The following is a 19,088-nucleotide window of genomic DNA, read 5'->3' as shown; positions in this document are numbered from 1 at the left end:
ATGAGTTTTACAGCCATATTCTTCTTCGTAGCCATTGTTGGTTTAACATTAGTTATTACATGGTGGGCATCAAAACGAACTTCTTCTGCAAGTGATTTCTATACTGCAGGCGGTGGGTTAACAGGCTGGCAAAATGGACTAGCCATCGCTGGTGACTACTTATCAGCAGCATCTTTCTTAGGGATAGCCGGAGCAGTTGCATTATTTGGATTTGATGGATTCTTCTTCTCTATCGGGTATTTAGTAGCTTATTTAGTGGTTTTATATATCGTAGCTGAGCCATTACGTAATCTTGGTAAATTTACATTAGCTGACATGATCACAGCGCGTTTTGATAGCTCTAAAGTTCGTGGTACAGCAGCTTTAAGCACTATTACAATTGTATTATTCTACATGATTGCACAACTAGTTGGTGCAGGAGCACTTATTCAATTACTTTTAGGAATCGACTATTGGGTTGCCGTTTTAATCGTAGGCTTTATGATGACAACTTACGTACTTTTCGGTGGTATGACTGCAACATCTTGGGTACAAATTATTAAAGCTTGTCTTTTAATGTTAGGTACCGTTATTATTTCATTCTTAGTATTAAAAGAATTCGGCTTTAGTATTGCAACAATGTTCAAAGAAATGGAAACTGCAACTGATAGCGGTGCAGCTTATTTGAACCCAGGTCTTAAATATCAAAATGGTGTTGATACAATCTCAATGTTAATCGCTTTAGTATTAGGTACAGCGGGTCTTCCACATATCCTAATGCGCTTCTTTACAGTAAAAGATGCGAAAACTGCTCGTTCTTCAGTTATTTGGGCTACCTGGATTGTAGGTATTTTCTACATTCTTACAATCTTCTTAGGCTTCGGTGCAGCTAAATTCGTTGGTAAAGAAGAAATTATCGCTGCAAACGCTGCTGGTAACATGGCTGCTCCACTTCTTGCCGAAGCACTTGGTGGGGACATTCTATTCTCATTCGTATGTGCGGTAGCTTTCGCGACAATCTTAGCGGTAGTAGCAGGTCTTGTACTTTCTGGCGCTTCTGCCCTATCACATGATATTTATGGTCAAATCATTAAAAAAGGAAAAATTACAGAAAAAGAGCAAGTACTTGCAGCTCGTATCGGTTCTATCACAATCGCTGTTATTTCAATCCTTTTAGCACTTGGTGCACAAACATTAAATGTAGCGTTCTTAGTATCACTTGCATTCTGTATTGCAGGTTCAGCTAACTTACCTGTAATCATCTATACAATCTACTGGAAACGCTTTAATACAGCTGGTGCTATTACAGCAATGTTAACAGGTTTAATCTCTGCTTTAATTCTTGTTGCAGTTTCACCAAACCTTTGGAATCCAGTTGAAGGAAAAGCAATTTTCGTTGGGAATCCATTAATTTCGTTAACGAACCCTGCAATAATTTCTGTACCACTTGGCTTCCTTGGAGGTTTCATCGGAACATTGCTTTCTAAGGAATCAGATGCTAAGAAATATCGTGAAGTGGATGTTAAAGCAAACACAGGTATTTCTGTACAGGACGTATCTCACTAATATAACAATGACCTCGTAAGCTAATAATACTTACGAGGTTTTTCTTTGCCTTAACTTGTTGCCAAAGCGCTCATCTGACGCCTCTAGGAAGCTTTGTTCTGTGCGAAAGCGAAGCGCCAGCAAAAAAGCGCACAGATGGAACGGAATTCAATCCCACGTTATGGTATATTTAGGATAACAAGGAGGAATGACAATGACACAATCAAAAGCAAAAAAGAAGCGCTCGCATATCAAACGTACGAAAGGGAAAGACGTCGAAAAAAATCGCCAATTCTCCCTTTTCAGCACACATGAACGTGTAACGAAAACGAAAAAAGAAAGCCTTGAACAAGATTTTACAAAGCATAGAAAACACAACCACGCTGATGATGATTAGTGGTTGTGTTTTGCTTGTAATGAGATATCTTGATGTTTAAATGTAATAAGCTTTGGAATAAAGTACAATGGATAAAGTAAAAGAAAAGATTAGGTATCCACCACATAAGATCAAAATCAAGCTTTATTGTCCAAAAAGCAATCGCCTGTAGTCCTGAGCAACATGTGAGTGTCAGAGATAATAAGGCAAATGCTCTCCACTTTACATTTTTTACTTTAAAAAGGTAGAGACTTATAAAACCAGTAACTGAAATTAAAATATCTAGCGGGAAAAACGACCAATTCCAAATAACTAATAATTCATTTTGATAATCCTGATATAAATACTCTTCTGGAATCAAATGAAAAAAAAGTGACTAGCCAATAGAGTATAAAAAAGAAATCTGTAACTAAAAATAGGTATCTTAAAGTTTTACTCATCTACAGCCCCCATTTAATTTTCTTCATGAACGTCATCTTTAAGAATCCCAAGCATAAGAATGTCCACCATTTCCTGCATTGTATCCTGAAGCGAACTCATATTTCTGTTTTTTGATGCATGTTCCATCAATCGATAAAGCCCTCCAACATAGATTTCTATAAATATCTCTTTATTAAAGGGACGTATTTAATTTGCGACAATCCCTTCATCTATTAACGAAAAGATGCCTGTCCATTGCTCATGAATAAATTGATCGAGTGTTTCCCACTGCTTTGGATAATATCTTTGAAGCTCCTCTAAATATTTAAGCCGAGCAAATTGAAAATCTGCTGGAATGAGTACAAGACATTTCTGTATTTTTTCTAATAGATTTAGAGTTGAATCATGCAGTATTTCTTCCTCTTTCATCTTCAGTTCATCAATTGCAAGACCAATCATTTCCTTTAGCAGTTCTTCCTTTGAGGGATAATATCCATACAATGTTTTAGTACTCATACCAAGCTGTTTTGCTAGCTCGCCCATCGTAAATCGGAATCCTTTTCGTTCAGCTTCACTAATTGATACCTTTAAAATTCTATCTTTCAAGATGATCACCTGCCTATTGGAAATAATGTCAATTAAAATACTCTCACTTCGCTTAATAGCGAGAGATTCCTATGAACACCAGCGTAAACCAAGGTTAGTGATTCTGATATTTTTTATCAGCGATGTTTGGTGCTTTATCAGCGATTCTAGCTCTTTTATCAGCGATGTTTGACGTTTTATCAGCGATTCTAGCTCTTTTATCAGCGATGTTTGACGTTTTATCAGCGATTCTAGCTCTTCTATCAGCGAAGTTCGACGTTTTATCAGCGATTCTAGTTCTTCTATCAGCGATGTTTGACGTTTTATCAGCGATTCTAGCTCTTCTATCAGCGAAGTTCGACGTTTTATCAGCGATTCTAGTTCTTCTATCAGCGATGTTTGACGTTTTATCAGCGATTCTAGCTCTTTTATCAGCGATGTTTGACGTTTTATCAGCGATTCTAGCTCTTTTATCAGCGATGTTTGACGTTTTATCAGCGATTCTAGCTCTTCTATCAGCGAAGTTCGACGTTTTATCAGCGATTCTGATACTTTTAATAAAAACACAGCTGCTCTTTAAAAGAACAGCTGCGTTTTTTGCTATAAATTATAAAATGCTGTCGTATTTATTGTAATGATACGCGCCGCTTCCTCAGTTGTAAGACTCTTCATCGAAGCGATAATTTCGATGGAATGATCCATCATCCAAGGAGATGTTCGTTTATTGTCAAATTGACCTTCGAACGGCCATGGTCCATCTGTTTCTACCATCATCAGCTCAATTGGGTATTTTTTGATAAGCTGTTGAATTTCTGCCTCATACGTACAATCAGGCGTGACAGAAATGAAATACCCATTAGAAATCATCCGTTCAATCACTTCTTCATCGCCTTTAAACCAATGAAAATGCGCTTTCGTTACTTGATGTTTTTCTAGTAAATCACAAACAATCGCCGCATCCTCATAAACCGCATGTAACACAATTGGTTTATTTAATTCCTTCGCCAATACGATAAACCGTTCTAACAATGCCACATACGGACGATCATCAATCGCCTTCTCCTGTCTCAAATAATAAGGCAACCCTACCTCGCCAATCGCTACCATTTCATGAGCATGTTGACGTATCCAATCGAATAATGCGTCTTCCTCCACTTCACTTGGTAACGGTTGTTCGGGATGAAAGCCAAATGCTGCCTTTACCTTTGCATAGATGTTCGACAGCTTCAACGTCTTCTCGCACGATGGAAGATTCATGCTAACGGCAATAACTTGTTCAGCTTCCTCTAGCAAAGTTGGTATGTCGTGTTCCTTATACTGATCTAAATGAATATGTGCATCAATCAACATTCGTCTCATCCTTTTCTTCTTTTAAATACGTGAATAGCTGTTGCTTTAGTGCCGTAAATGTAGCGGAATGACGAATTTCTTCTTGGCGTGGCCTTGCAAAAGGTACAATCAATTCTTTTTTAATCGTCGCTGGCCGTTTCGTGAGCACGATGATACGATCCGCTAAAAAGAGAGCTTCCTCGATACTATGTGTAACGAACAATATTGATTTTCGATCTTTCTCCCATATAGATAAAAGCCACGCCTGCATTTCAAGCCTTGTAAACTCATCAAGGGCAGAAAATGGCTCATCTAAGCACAAAATGGGCTTATTACTGACAATCGCGCGAATAAATGATACCCGCTGTTGCATACCGCCCGAAAGCTCATTAGGATACGCATTCTCAAAGGCTGCGAGCCCTACTTTTTCTAACCATTCCTTCGCAAGCTCAACATTTGGTTTTCGATGAAGCTCTTCGACAATCGCGACGTTCTCCAATATCGTACGCCATGGTAGTAAGCAGGGCTGCTGAGGCATATAGCCAATCGTTCCCCTTTTTTGTTGGATATCTGTATCGTTTAATAAAATGGCACCTTTATCAATCGAAGTAACACCACCAATTAGTTGAAAGAGTGTACTTTTTCCACTGCCCGACGGACCGATAATCGCCACAAATTCCCCGTCTTTCACCTCAAATGATAAATCGCGAATAACCGGAAGAGCATCAAAGGATTTATCAATGTTTTGAATGCTTAGCATGGAGTCCTCTCCCCTTCACAACAAGTTTTTCTAAAAATCGAATAGCGCTAAATAATAGTAAACTTAAAAATACGATAGCAAAAATCGCTACAAACACGCGATCCGTTCGAAATGAAGATTGTGCCAATGTCATATAGACACCAATCCCCATTTTCGCACCTAACCATTCCGCTATGACAGCCCCCATAACGCTATACGTTGCCGCAATCTTAATGCCTGAAAAAATCGCTGGGTACGCATAGGGCCATTCAAGCTTCCAAAAGGTTTGTGCTTTCGTTGCCCCAATCATTTGGAAATAATGCTTCAGCTCAGGTGAGGTTTGACGGAAGCCATCCATTGCTGAAATAACAATTGGGAAAAAGCACACAAGACAAATAATAATGAGCTTTGGCAATAAACCAAAGCCAAACCAAATGATTAAGAGCGGTGCTAGGACGAGCACAGGGACATTTTGTGACATAATAAGAATAGGATAAAATAGCTCCCGCACAAACGTAAAACGATGTAATAGCACGGCAACAGTTAACCCGCACAATATTCCAATGGCAAGTCCTAGAAGTGCTAACTGAACAGTCGCTAACGCATGCGGCACAAATGTCTCATACGTTTGAAAGCCTTCTTTCAAAATGGCACTTGGTGTAGGCAATAGCCAATGTGGCACATCTGCAAAACGAACAATTAGTTCCCATATGAATAAGAGGAAGGCGATAAAAATTATCGTCCTTCCTTGTTTAACAGCTTGCTTCATCACTGGTATTTCTCCGTTAACGTATCCATTGTAATACCTGATGGCTGATATAAAATTTTCACCTGCGTAATGACATTGATCGCGCCAAGTTCAATCATCTTGTCATTCATTTTTTCAATGATTTGTAGTAAAGTCGATAGCTCACCCTCCATTGTCGTTTCTAACGGATGAACTTCATATTTCACCCCTGATGCGTCGATAACCGCAATCGCTGCATCGACAAATGGGATCACATCTTCATATTTTTCAGTTTTCGGGATAATTTGTACACTTATTAATGAGTTTGCCATACTACTTCGTCTCCTTTTTTGGTAAAAAGTCGTTTGTAAATGCTTGTTTTGCGTTAAATTCGCCCTCTAAAACTTTGTTGTCTGTCATCCATTTCGCGTAGTTTTCCCAAACAGATAGCTTTTGCTCGCCCCATTGTGCAGCGTCGTCTTGATACTTATCCGCTAGCCATTCCTGACTTTTATGGACAAGGTTCTTATCTAAATCAGGTACCGCTTCTAGTAAAATATCAGCCGCTTCATTCGGGTGACTGATCGCATATTCATAGCCCTTTGCTGCAGCAGCGACAAATGCTTTTACCGTCTCAGGATCATCCTTAATCATTTTTTCATTTGTAGCGAGTACAGGTGTGTAATAATCTAACTGATCACTATAATCTGTTAAATATAGCATGTTTAGTTTTTCGCCACGCAGTTCGGCTTCAATACCTGTCCAAGCATAATAAATCCACGCAAAATCAATATCTTTTTTCATCATTGTGAAGAAGTCTAAATCGCCTGCATTGACAATATCTAACTTATTAATATCTGCCTTTTTTGATTGCATTAGTGATTGCAGTACTGCCTTTTCAAGTGGTGCACCCCAGCCACCGTATGTTTTACCTTCAAAATCCTTAGGTGACGTGATGCCTTTGGATGCAATGGACGCGAAGCCAGAAGTATTATGTTGAATAATCGCCGCGATCGATACTAAAGGTACATCTTGCACACGTGCCTGTGTAATCCCTTCCTGATAGCTGACGCCAAACTGAGCCTTCCCAGACGCCACAAGCTGATCTGCACCCGCTTCGCCAGGTAATAAAATATCGACATCTAAGCCCCGTTCCTTAAAGTAGCCAAGTTTTTTCGCTACATATAAACCTGTATGATTTGTATTCGGTGTCCAATCAAGAACAACTGATACTTTCGTTAATCCCTTATTATCCTTTTTAGTCTCTTTTTCGCTACAGCCCACTAAAGTTAAAAGTGCAGCCATAAGGACCAATAACCATTTTTTCATGCTGAATCCTCCAAGTAAGTAGTGTGAAAGTGTTCATGAATGAATGTTTTTACAAGAAGAAACCATTCACGGTCTGTTTACACGTAAGGTATGTGCATGCAACAAAAGTCTGAAAACATAAAAAACGCCTAGGATTCCTCCCAGACGTTTTGTTATCAATATCAAAAACTTTTACTTTTTGAATAGATGTTCCCTACGCTGGTACGAGCCAAATCAGGTTCAAAGGGTTAGCGTCTATCGGACACAATCTCAGCTGGCAACACCAGCCCCCCTACATTCTTTCCATATGAACTTTTCGTGATTATTATACCCATATCTATTTGGAAATGACAAGGCTCTGTTTGCAAATAGCGCTGAATTATTATTTTATAGCCTTATTTCTAATCCTTTTTTTGAAATATATTTTTCATTCACACCAAATAACTGCTATGGCGCTTCCTTTGTAAAACGTACTTTAGGAGAGCTAGATAATATTTTCAGACTCCATTGAAATAGAGGCTTCATGCTTAAAATGTCAGTTCTACTTTTTTTAAAGACTCAATTTTAAAGAATAATATCCCTTCATTTAAGGAATTCCATTATAGCTAACTATAAAATTCAAAAAATCCCATCAATATATTGACAATGGAAACAAATTACAATAAAATTTGATTGATTAATCAATCATTTATTATGAAAGGAATATCTAAATGGAGACTAAACTTACTAATGATGAAAAAAAGAAAAGAAAAAGATCTACTATCCTGAACGCCGCCATTAAATTATATAGTGAGAATGGTTTTGCAGAGACAAAAGTTGCCGAAATAGCAAAGGAAGCTGGTGTTAGTTTTGGTACCGTATTTACATATTTTGATTCAAAAGAAGTACTTTATGAAGTAGCTATTTTGGAACCCTTGGAAGAAATCAAACCGTATTTTATCGAGATAGAAAAACACTTTAAAGGTGAGCCTCTTACAGTTATTAAGGAAATGATAGATTGTCATGTACAACTTTTTGCAATGAGAATTGAATTTCTACGCCTAATTCAGCAGGTTCTTGCAAGACCTGAACGGTTTCCGAAGCTTTATAAAGAACTAGATGATTTTGCAAAATTATTTAAGGCCTCTATTTATCCGATTATTGAATCAGGACAAAGGCTTGGTTCCTTTTATGAAGAATCACCTTCATTAATTGCTGAATCATACTTATCCATCTTAAACGGAATGCGTTTAACGTTTATTGATGAATATACAAACGAGACGCGGAAGGATATATCGAGACAAGCACTGAGATTATTTGGGCCTATCGCTAATAAATAAGCTCCTCCCCCTTTGCCCGGCCATCACTTGTAGATAATAAGGTTAAACAAGTTAAACATAAAAGAGAGTCAAAGAGACACTTCCTAATAGGATAATCAATAGATAACCCCCAACTGAGACACCTGAAGATTCTATCGGAAATAGTTCATATTTAATATATTTAGGAGTGATTATATGAAATTGAGAGATATCCATCCCAACATCAAACTTCGCCTAGTCATGCAATTTCTAGGCGGTCTTATTTCTATGGCTGTTATACCTTTTCTGGCAATTTATTTTACTCAAAATATCGGAGCTACTAAAACGGGTATTATTCTTATAATAATAGTGATTAGCGGAGTTATTGGAGGGGTTATCGGAGGACATGTTTCAGATAAAATTGGGCGAAAAAAAATAATGATTTATACTGAAATTGGTTTATTACTTTCGTATCTGTTTATAGCACTTTGTAATTCTCCTTGGTTTAACCTTCCTTATATTTCTGCGGCATTCTTCATCATCACTATGTTTTGCGGAGGGATGTTTCAGCCAGCCGCACAAGCTATGATGATTGATGTTACTAATTCCGAATCGAGAAAGCTTGTATTTACAATTAGCTACTGGTTGGGAAATTTATCAACCGCAATTGGAGGAATCATGGGGGCATTTCTTTTTAAAAACTACTTATTTGAACTATTTATTGGGATTTCACTTATCTCTTTATTATCTGTATTCGTGACTATTTTCTTCATCTCAGAAACCTATTCACCAGAACCTTCACCTAAGTCTTCTCTTCATAAGAAAAAATTTTTACCAGTAGAGTTGTTTCAAACTTACTCAACCGTTTTAAAAGATAAGCTGTTTATGTTTTATATTTTAGGAGCAATCTTGATCTTTACATTGGAACAGTCTTTATCCAACTATATTGGGATTCGCCTTGAAAAAGATATACCCCAACAGTCAGCTTCATTGTTTGGCATAGATTTCATCGTAGACGGCACTAAAATGCTTGGATTTCTCCGAACAGAGAATACTATTCTTGTAGTTCTCCTATCAAGTATTGTATTATTCTTATTTAAAAAATACAGTGATCGCTGGACTCTTGTTACAGGAATGCTGATCTTTTCTATATGCTTTAGTGTTTTTGCTTCTTCAAATAGTGTGTTGGTTCTTTTTATTGCCATGTTTATTGGAACAATTGGTGAGCTGATGTTTATTCCTATTAAACAGGCGATGATAGGCGAACTTGCCCCATCTAACGCTCGTAGCACCTATATGGCTTTTAATAGCTTAACTACATATGGAGCCATGATTGTAGCTTCGTTATTGATCATCATTGGACAGTGGATTCGCCCCATATATATGAGCGGATTGCTCCTTATTCTAGGTTTAACGGGCACATTTTTGTACTACATATTAACAAAAACGCTATACGTTAAAGAAATTGAAAGGAATGAAAGAAAAGTACCTGTTTCTTCTTAATGATTGTCTTTCCACTAATCGATCAAACCAGTTTTTCAACCGACTTTATCGTTAGGTAAAGCATCACTTTACAATCCTCCCTGATTGTATATATGTTAGACAAAGCACCAATCTCATTGGTTTCAATTAACTCAAAAAGCCCAGCTCGTAAAGGAGCATGGGCTGAAAACTAATTTTATTTCTCTTCTTTTTTGACCGTAAAGACATGTGAAATGGCACCGTCTGTAGCTATATCTACTTTAAAGGAGCCATTAGAATGGCGATCTGCTCGAGTTAATGCTTGTACATCAAGGATCTCTTGCACACCTTTTTCCGTTTCGATAGTTAGTTGTTCCCCATCAGTGACCTTGACTACAGCCACGATACGATGTGGGTTCGCTTTTAATTCTGTTAACACTTTTAAGCCGCGTTTTGCACGACTCGTCATCTCTACTTCGGCAACATTCATTTTCTTCACAGCACCGCGCTGTGTCACAATCGCAACATATGCCGTGTCATTTGGCGGTAAAATATTAATGCCGACTAATGCTTCTCCGTCTTTCAGCGTAATCCCTTTGACACCGCCTGTTTTAACACCCGTTACTGGTAATTCCTCCATTGGGAAACGAATAGCATAGGCAGTATCTGTCGTTAACATTAGTTCTGCCTCGTCCGTCACAATACCTGCAAAAATCATTTCATCGCCTGACTTGACATTCATCGTTTTGATCGGCTTCGAGTAGCGTGTAACAGCATAATCTGCTACAGGTGAGCGTTTAATTTGTCCATCTTTCGTAGCCGTTAAAATATACATATTGGCCTGTTCGAATGTCTCAAAACCATATACAGCAATAATAGATTCATCTTCCCCGGTCGGCACAATACTTGAAATATGCTGGCCAAGATCCTTCCAACGAATATCAGGTAGTTCATGGACAGGCTGATAAATGTAATTGCCTCGATTTGTGAACAGCAGAAGATGATGTTGTGTATTTAAATTTGCTTCATATAATAAATAATCAGAATCCTTCATCGCAAAATCCTGACCATTCGAAGCTGCATGTGAACGTGTAGATGTACGCTTAATATAGCCATCCTTTGTGACAGTCACTACGACCTCTTCACTTGGGACAAGGACATCTAACGTAATTTTGATTTCTTCAATTTCTTGTTCGATTTTTGAACGACGTGGCTCTGCAAAGCGCTTTTTAATGTCAAGTAGTTCTTGTTTAATAACACGTACTAGTTTTGCTTCACTATTAAGAATTCCTTCAAGCTTAGCAATCAATTTATTTAATTCTTCCTGTTCAGCACGTAATTCCGTAATATCCGTATTTGTTAAACGGTATAATTGCAAGCTAACGATTGCCTCTGATTGCACTTCTGTAAAGTCAAACTTCACCTGTAAATTCGTTTTCGCATCTCGTTTGTCATTAGAAGAACGAATCGTTGCAATGACTTCATCTAAAATGGACAGCGCCTTAATCAAGCCATCAACAATATGCGAACGATCTTTAGCTTTTTGCAAATCATAAATGGAGCGGTTCGTCACGACTTCCTTTTGATGGGCAATATAAGAATCCAGTAACAATGGCAATGTCATCATTGTCGGACGACGATTATGGATAGCAATCATATTAAAATTATAAGCTACTTGTAAATCAGTTGTTTTGAACAAATAGTTTAAAATTCCTTGTCCAGGAACCTCTTTTTTCAGTTCAATGACAACACGTAGGCCTGTACGATCCGATTCATCGCGAATTTCTGCAATTCCTTCAAGTCGTTTATCTACACGTTGCTCATCGATTTTCTTCACAAGATTTGCTTTATTGACATCATACGGTAATTCCGTAATAACAATTTGCTCTTTGCCACCTTTAATCGGCTCAACGACTGCTTGCGCACGCACAATGATTTTACCGCGTCCTGTTTCGTATGCTTTTTTAATGCCATCGACACCTTGAATGATCCCACCTGTAGGGAAATCAGGCCCTTTAATAACGGTCATTAAATCATCGACAGTGGTATTTGGGTTATCTAAACGCATAAGAACACCGTCTAGCACCTCATCAAGTGCGTGAGGAGGGATATCTGTCGCATAACCGGCCGAAATACCAGTTGAGCCGTTGACTAGTAAGTTCGGGAAACGAGCTGGTAAAACAGTTGGCTCCATATCCTGATCATCGAAGTTCGGTACAAATTCAACTGTTTTCTTGCCAATATCACGTAGCATCTCTGCTGCAATAGCAGAAAGTCTCGCTTCGGTATAACGCATCGCTGCCGGTGGGTCACCATCAACAGAACCGTTATTCCCATGCATTTCAATAAGCATATGACGCGCCTTCCAATCCTGACTCATACGCACCATTGCTTCATATACTGAGCTATCACCGTGTGGATGATAGTTACCGATAACATTACCGACAGTTTTTGCTGATTTACGGAATGGTTTCTCGTTCGTATTGCCCTCTGTAAACATCGCATATAAAATACGTCGTTGCACAGGCTTAAGACCGTCACGTGCATCAGGCAACGCGCGGTCTTGAATAATATATTTACTATAGCGACCAAAACGGTCACCCATAACTTCTTCTAAAGGTAAATCTTGAAATTTTTCCGTACTACTCATGCTTGGTCCTCCTCTTGTTGGATGAATTCATTGTCTAAAATATTTGAATCATCCTCCATACCGAAGTCTACATTAGCTTCGATCCATTTACGGCGCGGCTCTACTTTATCGCCCATTAATGTTGTCACACGTCTTTCAGCACGTGCACCATCCTCGATCGTAACACGAATTAATGTACGTGTTTCAGGGTTCATTGTCGTATCCCATAGCTGGTCAGCATTCATCTCACCGAGCCCTTTATAACGCTGTAATATGTAACCCTTTCCAACTTTTTTAATGGCCGCTTGTAAGTCATTTTCAGTCCAAGCATATTCAATCACTTCTTTTTTACCAGTGCCTCTTGATATTTTATAAAGTGGTGGTAATGCGATAAATACCTTTCCAGCTTCAATCAATGGTCGCATATAACGATAGAAGAATGTTAACAGCAGCACTTGAATATGCGCTCCGTCAGTATCAGCATCGGTCATAATAACGACTTTATCATACGATGAATCCTCGACAGAGAAATCTGTTCCGACACCAGCACCAATGGCATGGATAATCGTTGAAATCTCCTCATTTTTCATAATATCTTGCAGCTTTGCTTTTTCTGTATTAATAACTTTACCACGCAAAGGTAAAATCGCTTGGAACGTACGATCTCGCCCTTGTTTTGCAGAGCCACCCGCAGAGTCACCTTCGACTAAATACAACTCGTTTTTCGCTGCATTTCGAGATTGTGCAGGTGTTAATTTTCCAGAAAGAATGGTACTGGCTTTTTTGCTCTTCTTGCCGTTTCGTGCATCTTCACGTGCTTTACGAGCCGCTTCACGTACTTGTTGCGCACGAATAGCTTTACGCACAAGAGATGCAGACAATTCAGCGTTTTCCTCAAGCACATATAAAATTTGCTCTGAAACAACACTATCTACTGCCGAGCGTGCCTCACTCGTCCCAAGTTTGCCCTTCGTTTGACCCTCAAATTGTAGTAAATGCTCTGGTATACGAACAGAAACAATCGCCGCTAAGCCTTCTCGAATGTCTGTCCCTTCAAGATTTTTATCTTTATCTTTTAACAAACCAATTTTCCGTGCATATTCATTGAACACACGTGTTAACGCTGATTTGGCACCTGTTTCATGTGTCCCACCATCTCGTGTACGCACATTGTTAACAAATGAAAGGATTGTTTCTGAGTACCCATCGTTGTATTGAAAGGCGAATTCAACTTCAATTTCGTCTTGAATCCCTTCCACATACTTAACAGGATGAAGTACGTCTTTCTCCTCATTCAAATACGCAACGAAAGCTTCAATGCCGTTCTCATAAAAGAAAACATCACCTTTGCCTTCCTCGCGTTCATCGATTAACTCAATTTTTAAGCCTTTTAATAAAAACGCTGACTCTCGTAAACGTTCTGCAAGCGTATCATAATTGTATTTTGTTACAGAGAAAATCGTGTCATCTGGTAGAAAATGAACAAGCGTTCCTGTCTGCTTTGTTTGTCCAATTTCTTCTAATGTCGTCACAGGATGGCCACCGTTTTCAAAACGTTGACGATACTTTTTACCATCGCGATGAATCGTTACTTCTAAAAAAGTGGATAAGGCATTAACAACAGACGAACCTACACCATGTAAGCCACCACTTGTTTTATAGCCGCCTTGTCCGAATTTACCACCGGCATGTAAGACAGTGAAGATAATCTCGGGAGTTGGTTTCCCCATCTTATGCATACCTGTTGGCATTCCTCGGCCGAAGTCTCGAACGCTGATACTTTGATCTTTATGAATAGTGACAATGATATGAGAACCAAAGCCAGCCAGTGCTTCATCCACCGCATTATCGACGATTTCATATACTAGGTGATGAAGTCCACGGCCATCTGTAGAACCGATATACATGCCGGGTCGTTTTCGTACCGCTTCTAATCCTTCTAATACTTGAATGGCGTCATCATTATAGACGCTTGGTGACTGTTTATTCGCCAAAAATTTCCCCTCCAAAAAACAAACGCATGTTCTATTTATATTCTCTTCCTAATAATAATAGCATTTCCTAACAATATCTAGTGACAGGCCCAAAAAATTTTTAAAAATTCCTCACAGCTTCATCGTTTTAATCTGTTTTACCGGAAGAAAATTTTGCAATAGTTGCTCCAATATGTATCAAGAACTCTTCTCTTCCATTGACGCATGGCAGTAAGTTTTAGTTGCACTGGTCATTACTCTTTTTTCAAAACGATACGAATCACTGAAGGCTTTGAACATTCATTCAAAAGCATTTGACTATTCTCTGAAAAATATACAGGTACAGTAATAAATGGGTTTCTTCTGTCTAAAGAAAATTCGTACTAGTTTACTCTAGAAATTAAAGATAGACTTCTATTCTACCAAAGGAATGGGTGATTGACAAAATTGCCTTTTTACCTATATTTTTAGAAAGGGCTTTCATGCTAACTACATGAACATGTCTTAAAGACTAACTTACATTCAAACACATATAAAAATCCTTGAAAAATAGTTATCTTTTGTAATGAATTCAAGATACACTAAGAAATCTCCTTCATGTCATTGTAGATTATAGAGAAAAAGTGTAGAATTATTGATACATATTATTAGTACCAAGTAATAATCAATGAATGAAAGGAGTCCAAATATGCTAAATGGACTTATTATTTTATGTGCTTATTTAATCGGCTCGATCCCTTCTGGTTTATGGATAGGCAAAATTTTTTATAAAACAGATATTCGTCAACACGGAAGTGGTAATCTAGGTGCGACAAACACTTTTCGTATTTTAGGAAAAAAAGCAGGAATAGTCGTAACGATTATGGATGTCTTAAAAGGTACAGCAGCCGTAATACTTGTAGCTCTTCCTCTATTCTCTGAGGTCTCTATCCACTCACTAATACTTGGACTAATAGCCGTTATTGGTCATATGTTCCCGGTCTTTGCAGGTTTCCGTGGAGGGAAAGCGGTAGCAACATCAGCAGGAGTTCTCTTAGGATATTCATGGCCACTATTTGTCTTACTATTTATTACTTTTATTGTAACATTAAAAATAACAAAGATTGTAAGTTTAACTTCCATGTTTGCCGCTTTAGTAGCACTTATTTATTCAATCGTTTATTATTTTGTTACAGGCGACTTTGCGTTAGGTATTTTGGTAGCTTGTTTATTTACCTTTATCATTTATCGTCACCGAGCAAATATTGCCCGCATTAAAAATGGTACCGAACCAAAGGTGAAATGGCTGTAACAAAGAGAGGAGCATTCTAATGAATATCGTACTAACAGATGAAGCCCTACAATGGTTCAAACAAGAGATGGAAGTAGAATCCAGAGATACTATTCGTTTTTATGCTAGATATGGTGGTTCCAGTCCTTTTCATGAAGGCTTTTCTCTTGGTATGACACGTGAAGAACCAATCAACATTGGTGTAAAGACAATTATTGAAGATGTTACCTACTATATAGATGAAAAAGATTTATGGTTTTTCAATGATCATAGTTTATATGTAGATGTGGATGTTACAAATGACGAATTAAAATATGAGTATAAAAAATAAAGCAGTGTTTCCTTTCGTTTATACGAAGGGAACACTGTTTTTTTTATTTGAATTGAATTCAATTCCAACCTTGGTTTATCTTCTCTCAAAATTGTACATTCTATAGTTATGTAAAAACTTGAGGAGGAATGAAAATGTCCATTTCTAAAATTACTGATACCTCCCAGAACAACGACCAACTGTATAGTTCTCTTTCTCAAAATTTGAAGATAATTAAAAACGCACTCGGGAATAGTGATGACCTTATCATACGAGAAATTACCATTGGAAAAGCTGAAAAATATGCTTTCGCGATTATCTATGTAGATGGCTTAACCGATAAGATAAGCATTTCGGATTCTGTAATTGATAAACTAATGCTTGATATTGAGGCAAGTAATGAGACAGAAACAGACAAGATTATTCGCTATTTAAGAGATTCTTGTTTAACAGTCGGCGATGTGAATGATATTTTCAATTTTTCAACACTGTACAATTCAATTTTGAATGGTGATACGGTCATTTTATTAGATGAATCTTCAACTGGAATTGTAACAAGTACAAAAGGTGCAAAAGATAGGGCTGTTATGGAGCCTTCAACAGAGTCGGTTATTAGAGGTCCAAGGGAATCCTTTACAGAAACATTACGTACGAACACGGCCCTGATCCGCCGAAAAATTAAAAGTCCGAATCTCTGGATCAAGTCCCGTATTGTCGGTGAGGTAACAAAAACGGATGTTGCTGTTATGTATTTAAATGACATTGCGAATGACAAAATAGTAGCAGAAGTTCTTTCCCGATTAGATCGTATTAATATTGATGGTATTTTAGAAAGCGGCTACATTGAAGATTTTATTCAAGATTCAAAATACTCGATATTCCCTACGGTTTATAATTCTGAACGACCTGATGTTATTGCTGGTGAAATATTAGACGGAAAAATTGCAATTCTAGTGGACGGTTCACCGTTTGTCCTAATTGTACCAGCTCTATTTACATCCTTTTTACAATCTGCTGAAGATTATTATCAACATTGGATGATTAGTTCTCTTGTACGTCTATTGAGGTTTTTCGGAATTAGCCTAGCTTTGGTGGCACCATCGCTTTATGTAGCAATCACCACCTTCCATCAAGAAATGCTACCAACTCCTATGCTAATAAGTGTTGCATCTCAACGAGAAGGAGTCCCCTTCCCTGCCATAGTCGAGGCACTCATTATGGAGGTTGCATTCGAGGTGTTAAGAGAAGCAGGTCTTCGAATGCCAAGAACCATTGGACCAGCCGTATCCATTGTTGGAACATTAGTAATCGGTCAAGCTGCCGTAGAGGCCGGAATTGTATCAGCCGTAATGGTTATTATTGTGGCATTAACAGCCATTTGTAGCTTCCTGTTCCCTGCTTACGGCTTATCTAATACAGTTCGTGCTCTTCGTTTCCCATTAATGATTTTAGCTTCAATACTTGGATTGTTTGGTTTAATGTTTGGCCTTATTATTATCGTCCTACACTTATGCAGTATACGAACGTTCGGTGTTCCATATTTAAGTCCATTCGGTCCATTAATTCTACAAGATCAAAAAGACGCACTAGTGTTGTTCCCTCGTAGAGCTTTATTGACCCGACCACGGTTAATTAGTCAAAAAAATACTGTCAGGGGTCATAAATATTTTAATACGAAAAAAAGGGATCAATCGAATGTGTAAACGAGGAATGAACGATGTCAAATTTTAAGGCAATATGTTTACTAATGATTCTTACGTTGCTTTTAAGTGGTTGCTGGAGTAAGCGTGAGCTCAATGAATTAGCAATTGTCGCAGCACTAGGAATAGATAAAGTTGATAATGAGTTTAAAATAACTGTTCAAGTTGTGGTTCCTGGTGAAATTTCTTCAAAACAGCCTTCTTCAGGGCGATCACCCATTATTACCTATCATTCAACAGGTGCGACAGTCTTTGAGGCCATTAGAAAAATGACAACAGTAACAGCTAGAAAACTTTATTTTTCTCACCTTCAAATAGTTGTGCTCGGCGACGAATTGGCAAAAGAAGGAATTAACGAAACGTTAGATTTGATTTCAAGAGATCATGAATTCAGAAATGATTTCGAAGTCATCGTTGCCCATGACGCGACTGCCGATGAAGTATTAAATGTATTAACACCTATCGAAAAAGTACCAGCTAATAAATTACTAAATTCTCTTAAAACGTCGGAGAAAACGTGGGGTACAACCGAATCCATTAAAATTGATGAATTAATCAATACTATAAATAATAAAACAACAAGCGTAGTCATTTCTGCCATTGAAATACAAGGGAATAAAAAGGTTGGCATGGAACAAACGAATGTTAAAAAATCGAAATCTCCTGTGCTATTGAAGTATACGGGCTTAGCAGTTTTTAAAAAAGGTAAACTCATTGGACTTTTAACGGAAGATGAGAGTAGAAGCCTAAGTTTTTTAAGGGACAAAATACAAAGTACAATTGAAATTATTGCTTGCCCTAAGGGAGATACGTTAGCAACAGAGATTACGCACTCAAAGACAAAAATAAAAGGTAAATTTGAAAATGGAGCTCCCAAAATCGATGTTCTTATAGATGTTGACCAAAATGTTGGAGAAGTTCTATGTAAAATAGACCTTACGAAAGAAAAATCGATTCACTTCATAAATAAAAAAACAGAAGAACTTATAAAAAAACGAATCGAAGAAACAATCCGTTCAGTTCAGCAAAATTACAGGGTCGATATTTTTGGTTTTGGTGAAGAACTTCATCGTACAAATCCTAAAGAGTGGAAAAAAATTAAAAAAGACTGGCTAACGATATTTCAAGAGCTACCAGTGAAAGTTGAAGTACATGTCAACACACAAGGAGTAGGAACGATGGAAAACTCATTAGTGAGTAAGTCGAAGGGAGAATAAGCCATGATTATGACGATATTCATACTAATAATTTCTGCTGTTATTGCCTTTGCCTTCATTCCAACATTAAAAAAAAATAAAGAAACGAAAACGATTGTTATTTTTTCAATTTTTTTATTAATCGGCGCTGCATTAAATATTGCGGTCTCATTAAAGATCAAAATTCCAAGCCCACTCGATTTGATTACCTTTATTTTTTCACCTATTAAAGATTTAATCGTCTCCCTGACAAAATAATAAGGA

18 protein-coding genes, 1 pseudogene and 1 riboswitch are annotated in these 19,088 nt (G+C 37.8%); of the genes and pseudogenes, 10 read left to right on the top strand and 9 right to left on the bottom strand.

What is annotated here, in order from left to right; all coding sequences use genetic code 11:
• Both ACYQ73_RS06410 and ACYQ73_RS06405 read left to right on the top strand, forming a co-directional pair.
• The gene (locus ACYQ73_RS06410) at positions 1-1,545 is read left to right on the top strand and encodes a solute symporter family protein (RefSeq protein ID WP_460012309.1); all 1,545 of its coding nucleotides are present in this window, start codon (positions 1-3) and stop codon (positions 1,543-1,545) included.
• A 193-nt stretch (positions 1,546-1,738) separates the two neighbouring features.
• Positions 1,739-1,921, top strand: coding sequence for a hypothetical protein (locus tag ACYQ73_RS06405; protein WP_460011703.1), 183 nt, complete (start codon positions 1,739-1,741; stop codon positions 1,919-1,921).
• Here ACYQ73_RS06405 and ACYQ73_RS06400 read toward each other — a convergent pair.
• Positions 1,918-2,340: pseudogene (locus ACYQ73_RS06400) on the bottom strand (YvaD family protein). The gene ACYQ73_RS06405 and the pseudogene ACYQ73_RS06400 overlap by 4 nt on opposite strands.
• 187 nt (positions 2,341-2,527) lie before the next feature.
• The gene (locus tag ACYQ73_RS06395) at positions 2,528-2,926 is read right to left on the bottom strand and encodes a TetR/AcrR family transcriptional regulator (protein ID WP_460011702.1); all 399 of its coding nucleotides are present in this window, start codon (positions 2,924-2,926) and stop codon (positions 2,528-2,530) included.
• 122 nt (positions 2,927-3,048) lie between these two features.
• Between ACYQ73_RS06395 and ACYQ73_RS06390 the strand changes: the two genes are divergently transcribed.
• Positions 3,049-3,540, top strand: a complete 492-nt coding sequence (locus tag ACYQ73_RS06390; RefSeq protein WP_460011701.1) for a hypothetical protein — start codon at positions 3,049-3,051, stop codon at positions 3,538-3,540.
• Here the strand turns inward: ACYQ73_RS06390 and ACYQ73_RS06385 are convergent.
• Genes ACYQ73_RS06385 through ACYQ73_RS06365 form a run of 5 tightly spaced genes read right to left on the bottom strand, consistent with a single transcriptional unit; the run spans position 3,506 to position 7,029 of the window.
• The gene (locus ACYQ73_RS06385; RefSeq protein ID WP_460011700.1) at positions 3,506-4,255 is read right to left on the bottom strand and encodes a TatD family hydrolase; all 750 of its coding nucleotides are present in this window, start codon (positions 4,253-4,255) and stop codon (positions 3,506-3,508) included. The two genes, ACYQ73_RS06390 and ACYQ73_RS06385, sit on opposite strands and share 35 nt — an antisense overlap.
• Positions 4,245-4,994, bottom strand: a complete 750-nt coding sequence (locus ACYQ73_RS06380) for an ABC transporter ATP-binding protein (RefSeq protein WP_460011699.1) — start codon at positions 4,992-4,994, stop codon at positions 4,245-4,247. The genes ACYQ73_RS06385 and ACYQ73_RS06380 overlap by 11 nt, the downstream gene beginning before the upstream one ends.
• Positions 4,972-5,742 carry an ABC transporter permease gene (locus ACYQ73_RS06375; protein WP_460012308.1) on the bottom strand — a complete coding sequence of 257 codons (771 nt, stop codon included), beginning with the start codon at positions 5,740-5,742 and terminating at the stop codon, positions 4,972-4,974. Before ACYQ73_RS06375 ends, ACYQ73_RS06380 begins: the two co-directional genes overlap by 23 nt.
• Positions 5,742-6,032, bottom strand: a complete 291-nt coding sequence (locus ACYQ73_RS06370) for a thiamine-binding protein (RefSeq protein WP_460011698.1) — start codon at positions 6,030-6,032, stop codon at positions 5,742-5,744. Before ACYQ73_RS06370 ends, ACYQ73_RS06375 begins: the two co-directional genes overlap by 1 nt.
• 1 nt (position 6,033) lies before the next feature.
• Positions 6,034-7,029: an ABC transporter substrate-binding protein gene (locus ACYQ73_RS06365; protein ID WP_460011697.1), complete on the bottom strand. Its 996-nt coding sequence runs from the start codon at positions 7,027-7,029 to the stop codon at positions 6,034-6,036.
• A 173-nt stretch (positions 7,030-7,202) separates the two neighbouring features.
• Positions 7,203-7,312, bottom strand: a riboswitch (TPP riboswitch).
• A 406-nt stretch (positions 7,313-7,718) separates the two neighbouring features.
• Here ACYQ73_RS06365 and ACYQ73_RS06360 point away from each other — a divergent pair.
• Both ACYQ73_RS06360 and ACYQ73_RS06355 read left to right on the top strand, forming a co-directional pair.
• A complete protein-coding gene (locus tag ACYQ73_RS06360) occupies positions 7,719-8,327 on the top strand; it encodes a TetR/AcrR family transcriptional regulator (RefSeq protein WP_460011696.1) in 609 nt (202 codons plus the stop codon).
• Positions 8,328-8,501: 174 nt separating this feature from the next.
• Entirely contained in the window at positions 8,502-9,788 is a 1,287-nt protein-coding gene (locus tag ACYQ73_RS06355; protein ID WP_460011695.1) for an MFS transporter, read from the top strand.
• A gap of 175 nt (positions 9,789-9,963) precedes the next feature.
• Here ACYQ73_RS06355 and parC read toward each other — a convergent pair whose 3' ends face one another.
• Both parC and parE read right to left on the bottom strand, forming a co-directional pair.
• Positions 9,964-12,396: a DNA topoisomerase IV subunit A gene (gene parC / locus ACYQ73_RS06350; RefSeq protein ID WP_460011694.1), complete on the bottom strand. Its 2,433-nt coding sequence runs from the start codon at positions 12,394-12,396 to the stop codon at positions 9,964-9,966.
• A complete protein-coding gene (gene parE, locus ACYQ73_RS06345; protein WP_460011693.1) occupies positions 12,393-14,369 on the bottom strand; it encodes a DNA topoisomerase IV subunit B in 1,977 nt (658 codons plus the stop codon). The genes parC and parE overlap by 4 nt, the downstream gene beginning before the upstream one ends.
• Before the next feature lie 667 nt (positions 14,370-15,036).
• Between parE and plsY the strand changes: the two genes are divergently transcribed.
• The 5 genes from plsY to ACYQ73_RS06320 all read left to right on the top strand — a co-directional run bounded on the left by plsY (position 15,037) and on the right by ACYQ73_RS06320 (position 19,082).
• Positions 15,037-15,639: a glycerol-3-phosphate 1-O-acyltransferase PlsY gene (gene plsY / locus ACYQ73_RS06340; RefSeq protein WP_460011692.1), complete on the top strand. Its 603-nt coding sequence runs from the start codon at positions 15,037-15,039 to the stop codon at positions 15,637-15,639.
• A gap of 19 nt (positions 15,640-15,658) precedes the next feature.
• Positions 15,659-15,949, top strand: a complete 291-nt coding sequence (locus ACYQ73_RS06335; RefSeq protein ID WP_460011691.1) for a HesB/YadR/YfhF family protein — start codon at positions 15,659-15,661, stop codon at positions 15,947-15,949.
• A gap of 134 nt (positions 15,950-16,083) precedes the next feature.
• Positions 16,084-17,631 (top strand): spore germination protein, encoded by a 1,548-nt coding sequence (locus tag ACYQ73_RS06330; protein ID WP_460011690.1) that lies wholly within the window; start codon positions 16,084-16,086, stop codon positions 17,629-17,631.
• A 14-nt stretch (positions 17,632-17,645) separates the two neighbouring features.
• The gene (locus ACYQ73_RS06325; protein ID WP_460011689.1) at positions 17,646-18,845 is read left to right on the top strand and encodes a Ger(x)C family spore germination protein; all 1,200 of its coding nucleotides are present in this window, start codon (positions 17,646-17,648) and stop codon (positions 18,843-18,845) included.
• Between the two features lie 3 nt (positions 18,846-18,848).
• Positions 18,849-19,082: a hypothetical protein gene (locus tag ACYQ73_RS06320; RefSeq protein WP_460011688.1), complete on the top strand. Its 234-nt coding sequence runs from the start codon at positions 18,849-18,851 to the stop codon at positions 19,080-19,082.
• The last annotated feature ends 6 nt before the right edge of the window (positions 19,083-19,088 follow it).

The organism is Lysinibacillus sp. CTST325, assembly GCF_054665055.1.
Note: the sequence above shows the minus strand (reverse complement) of the source record. Positions and strands in the feature narration are given on the sequence as shown.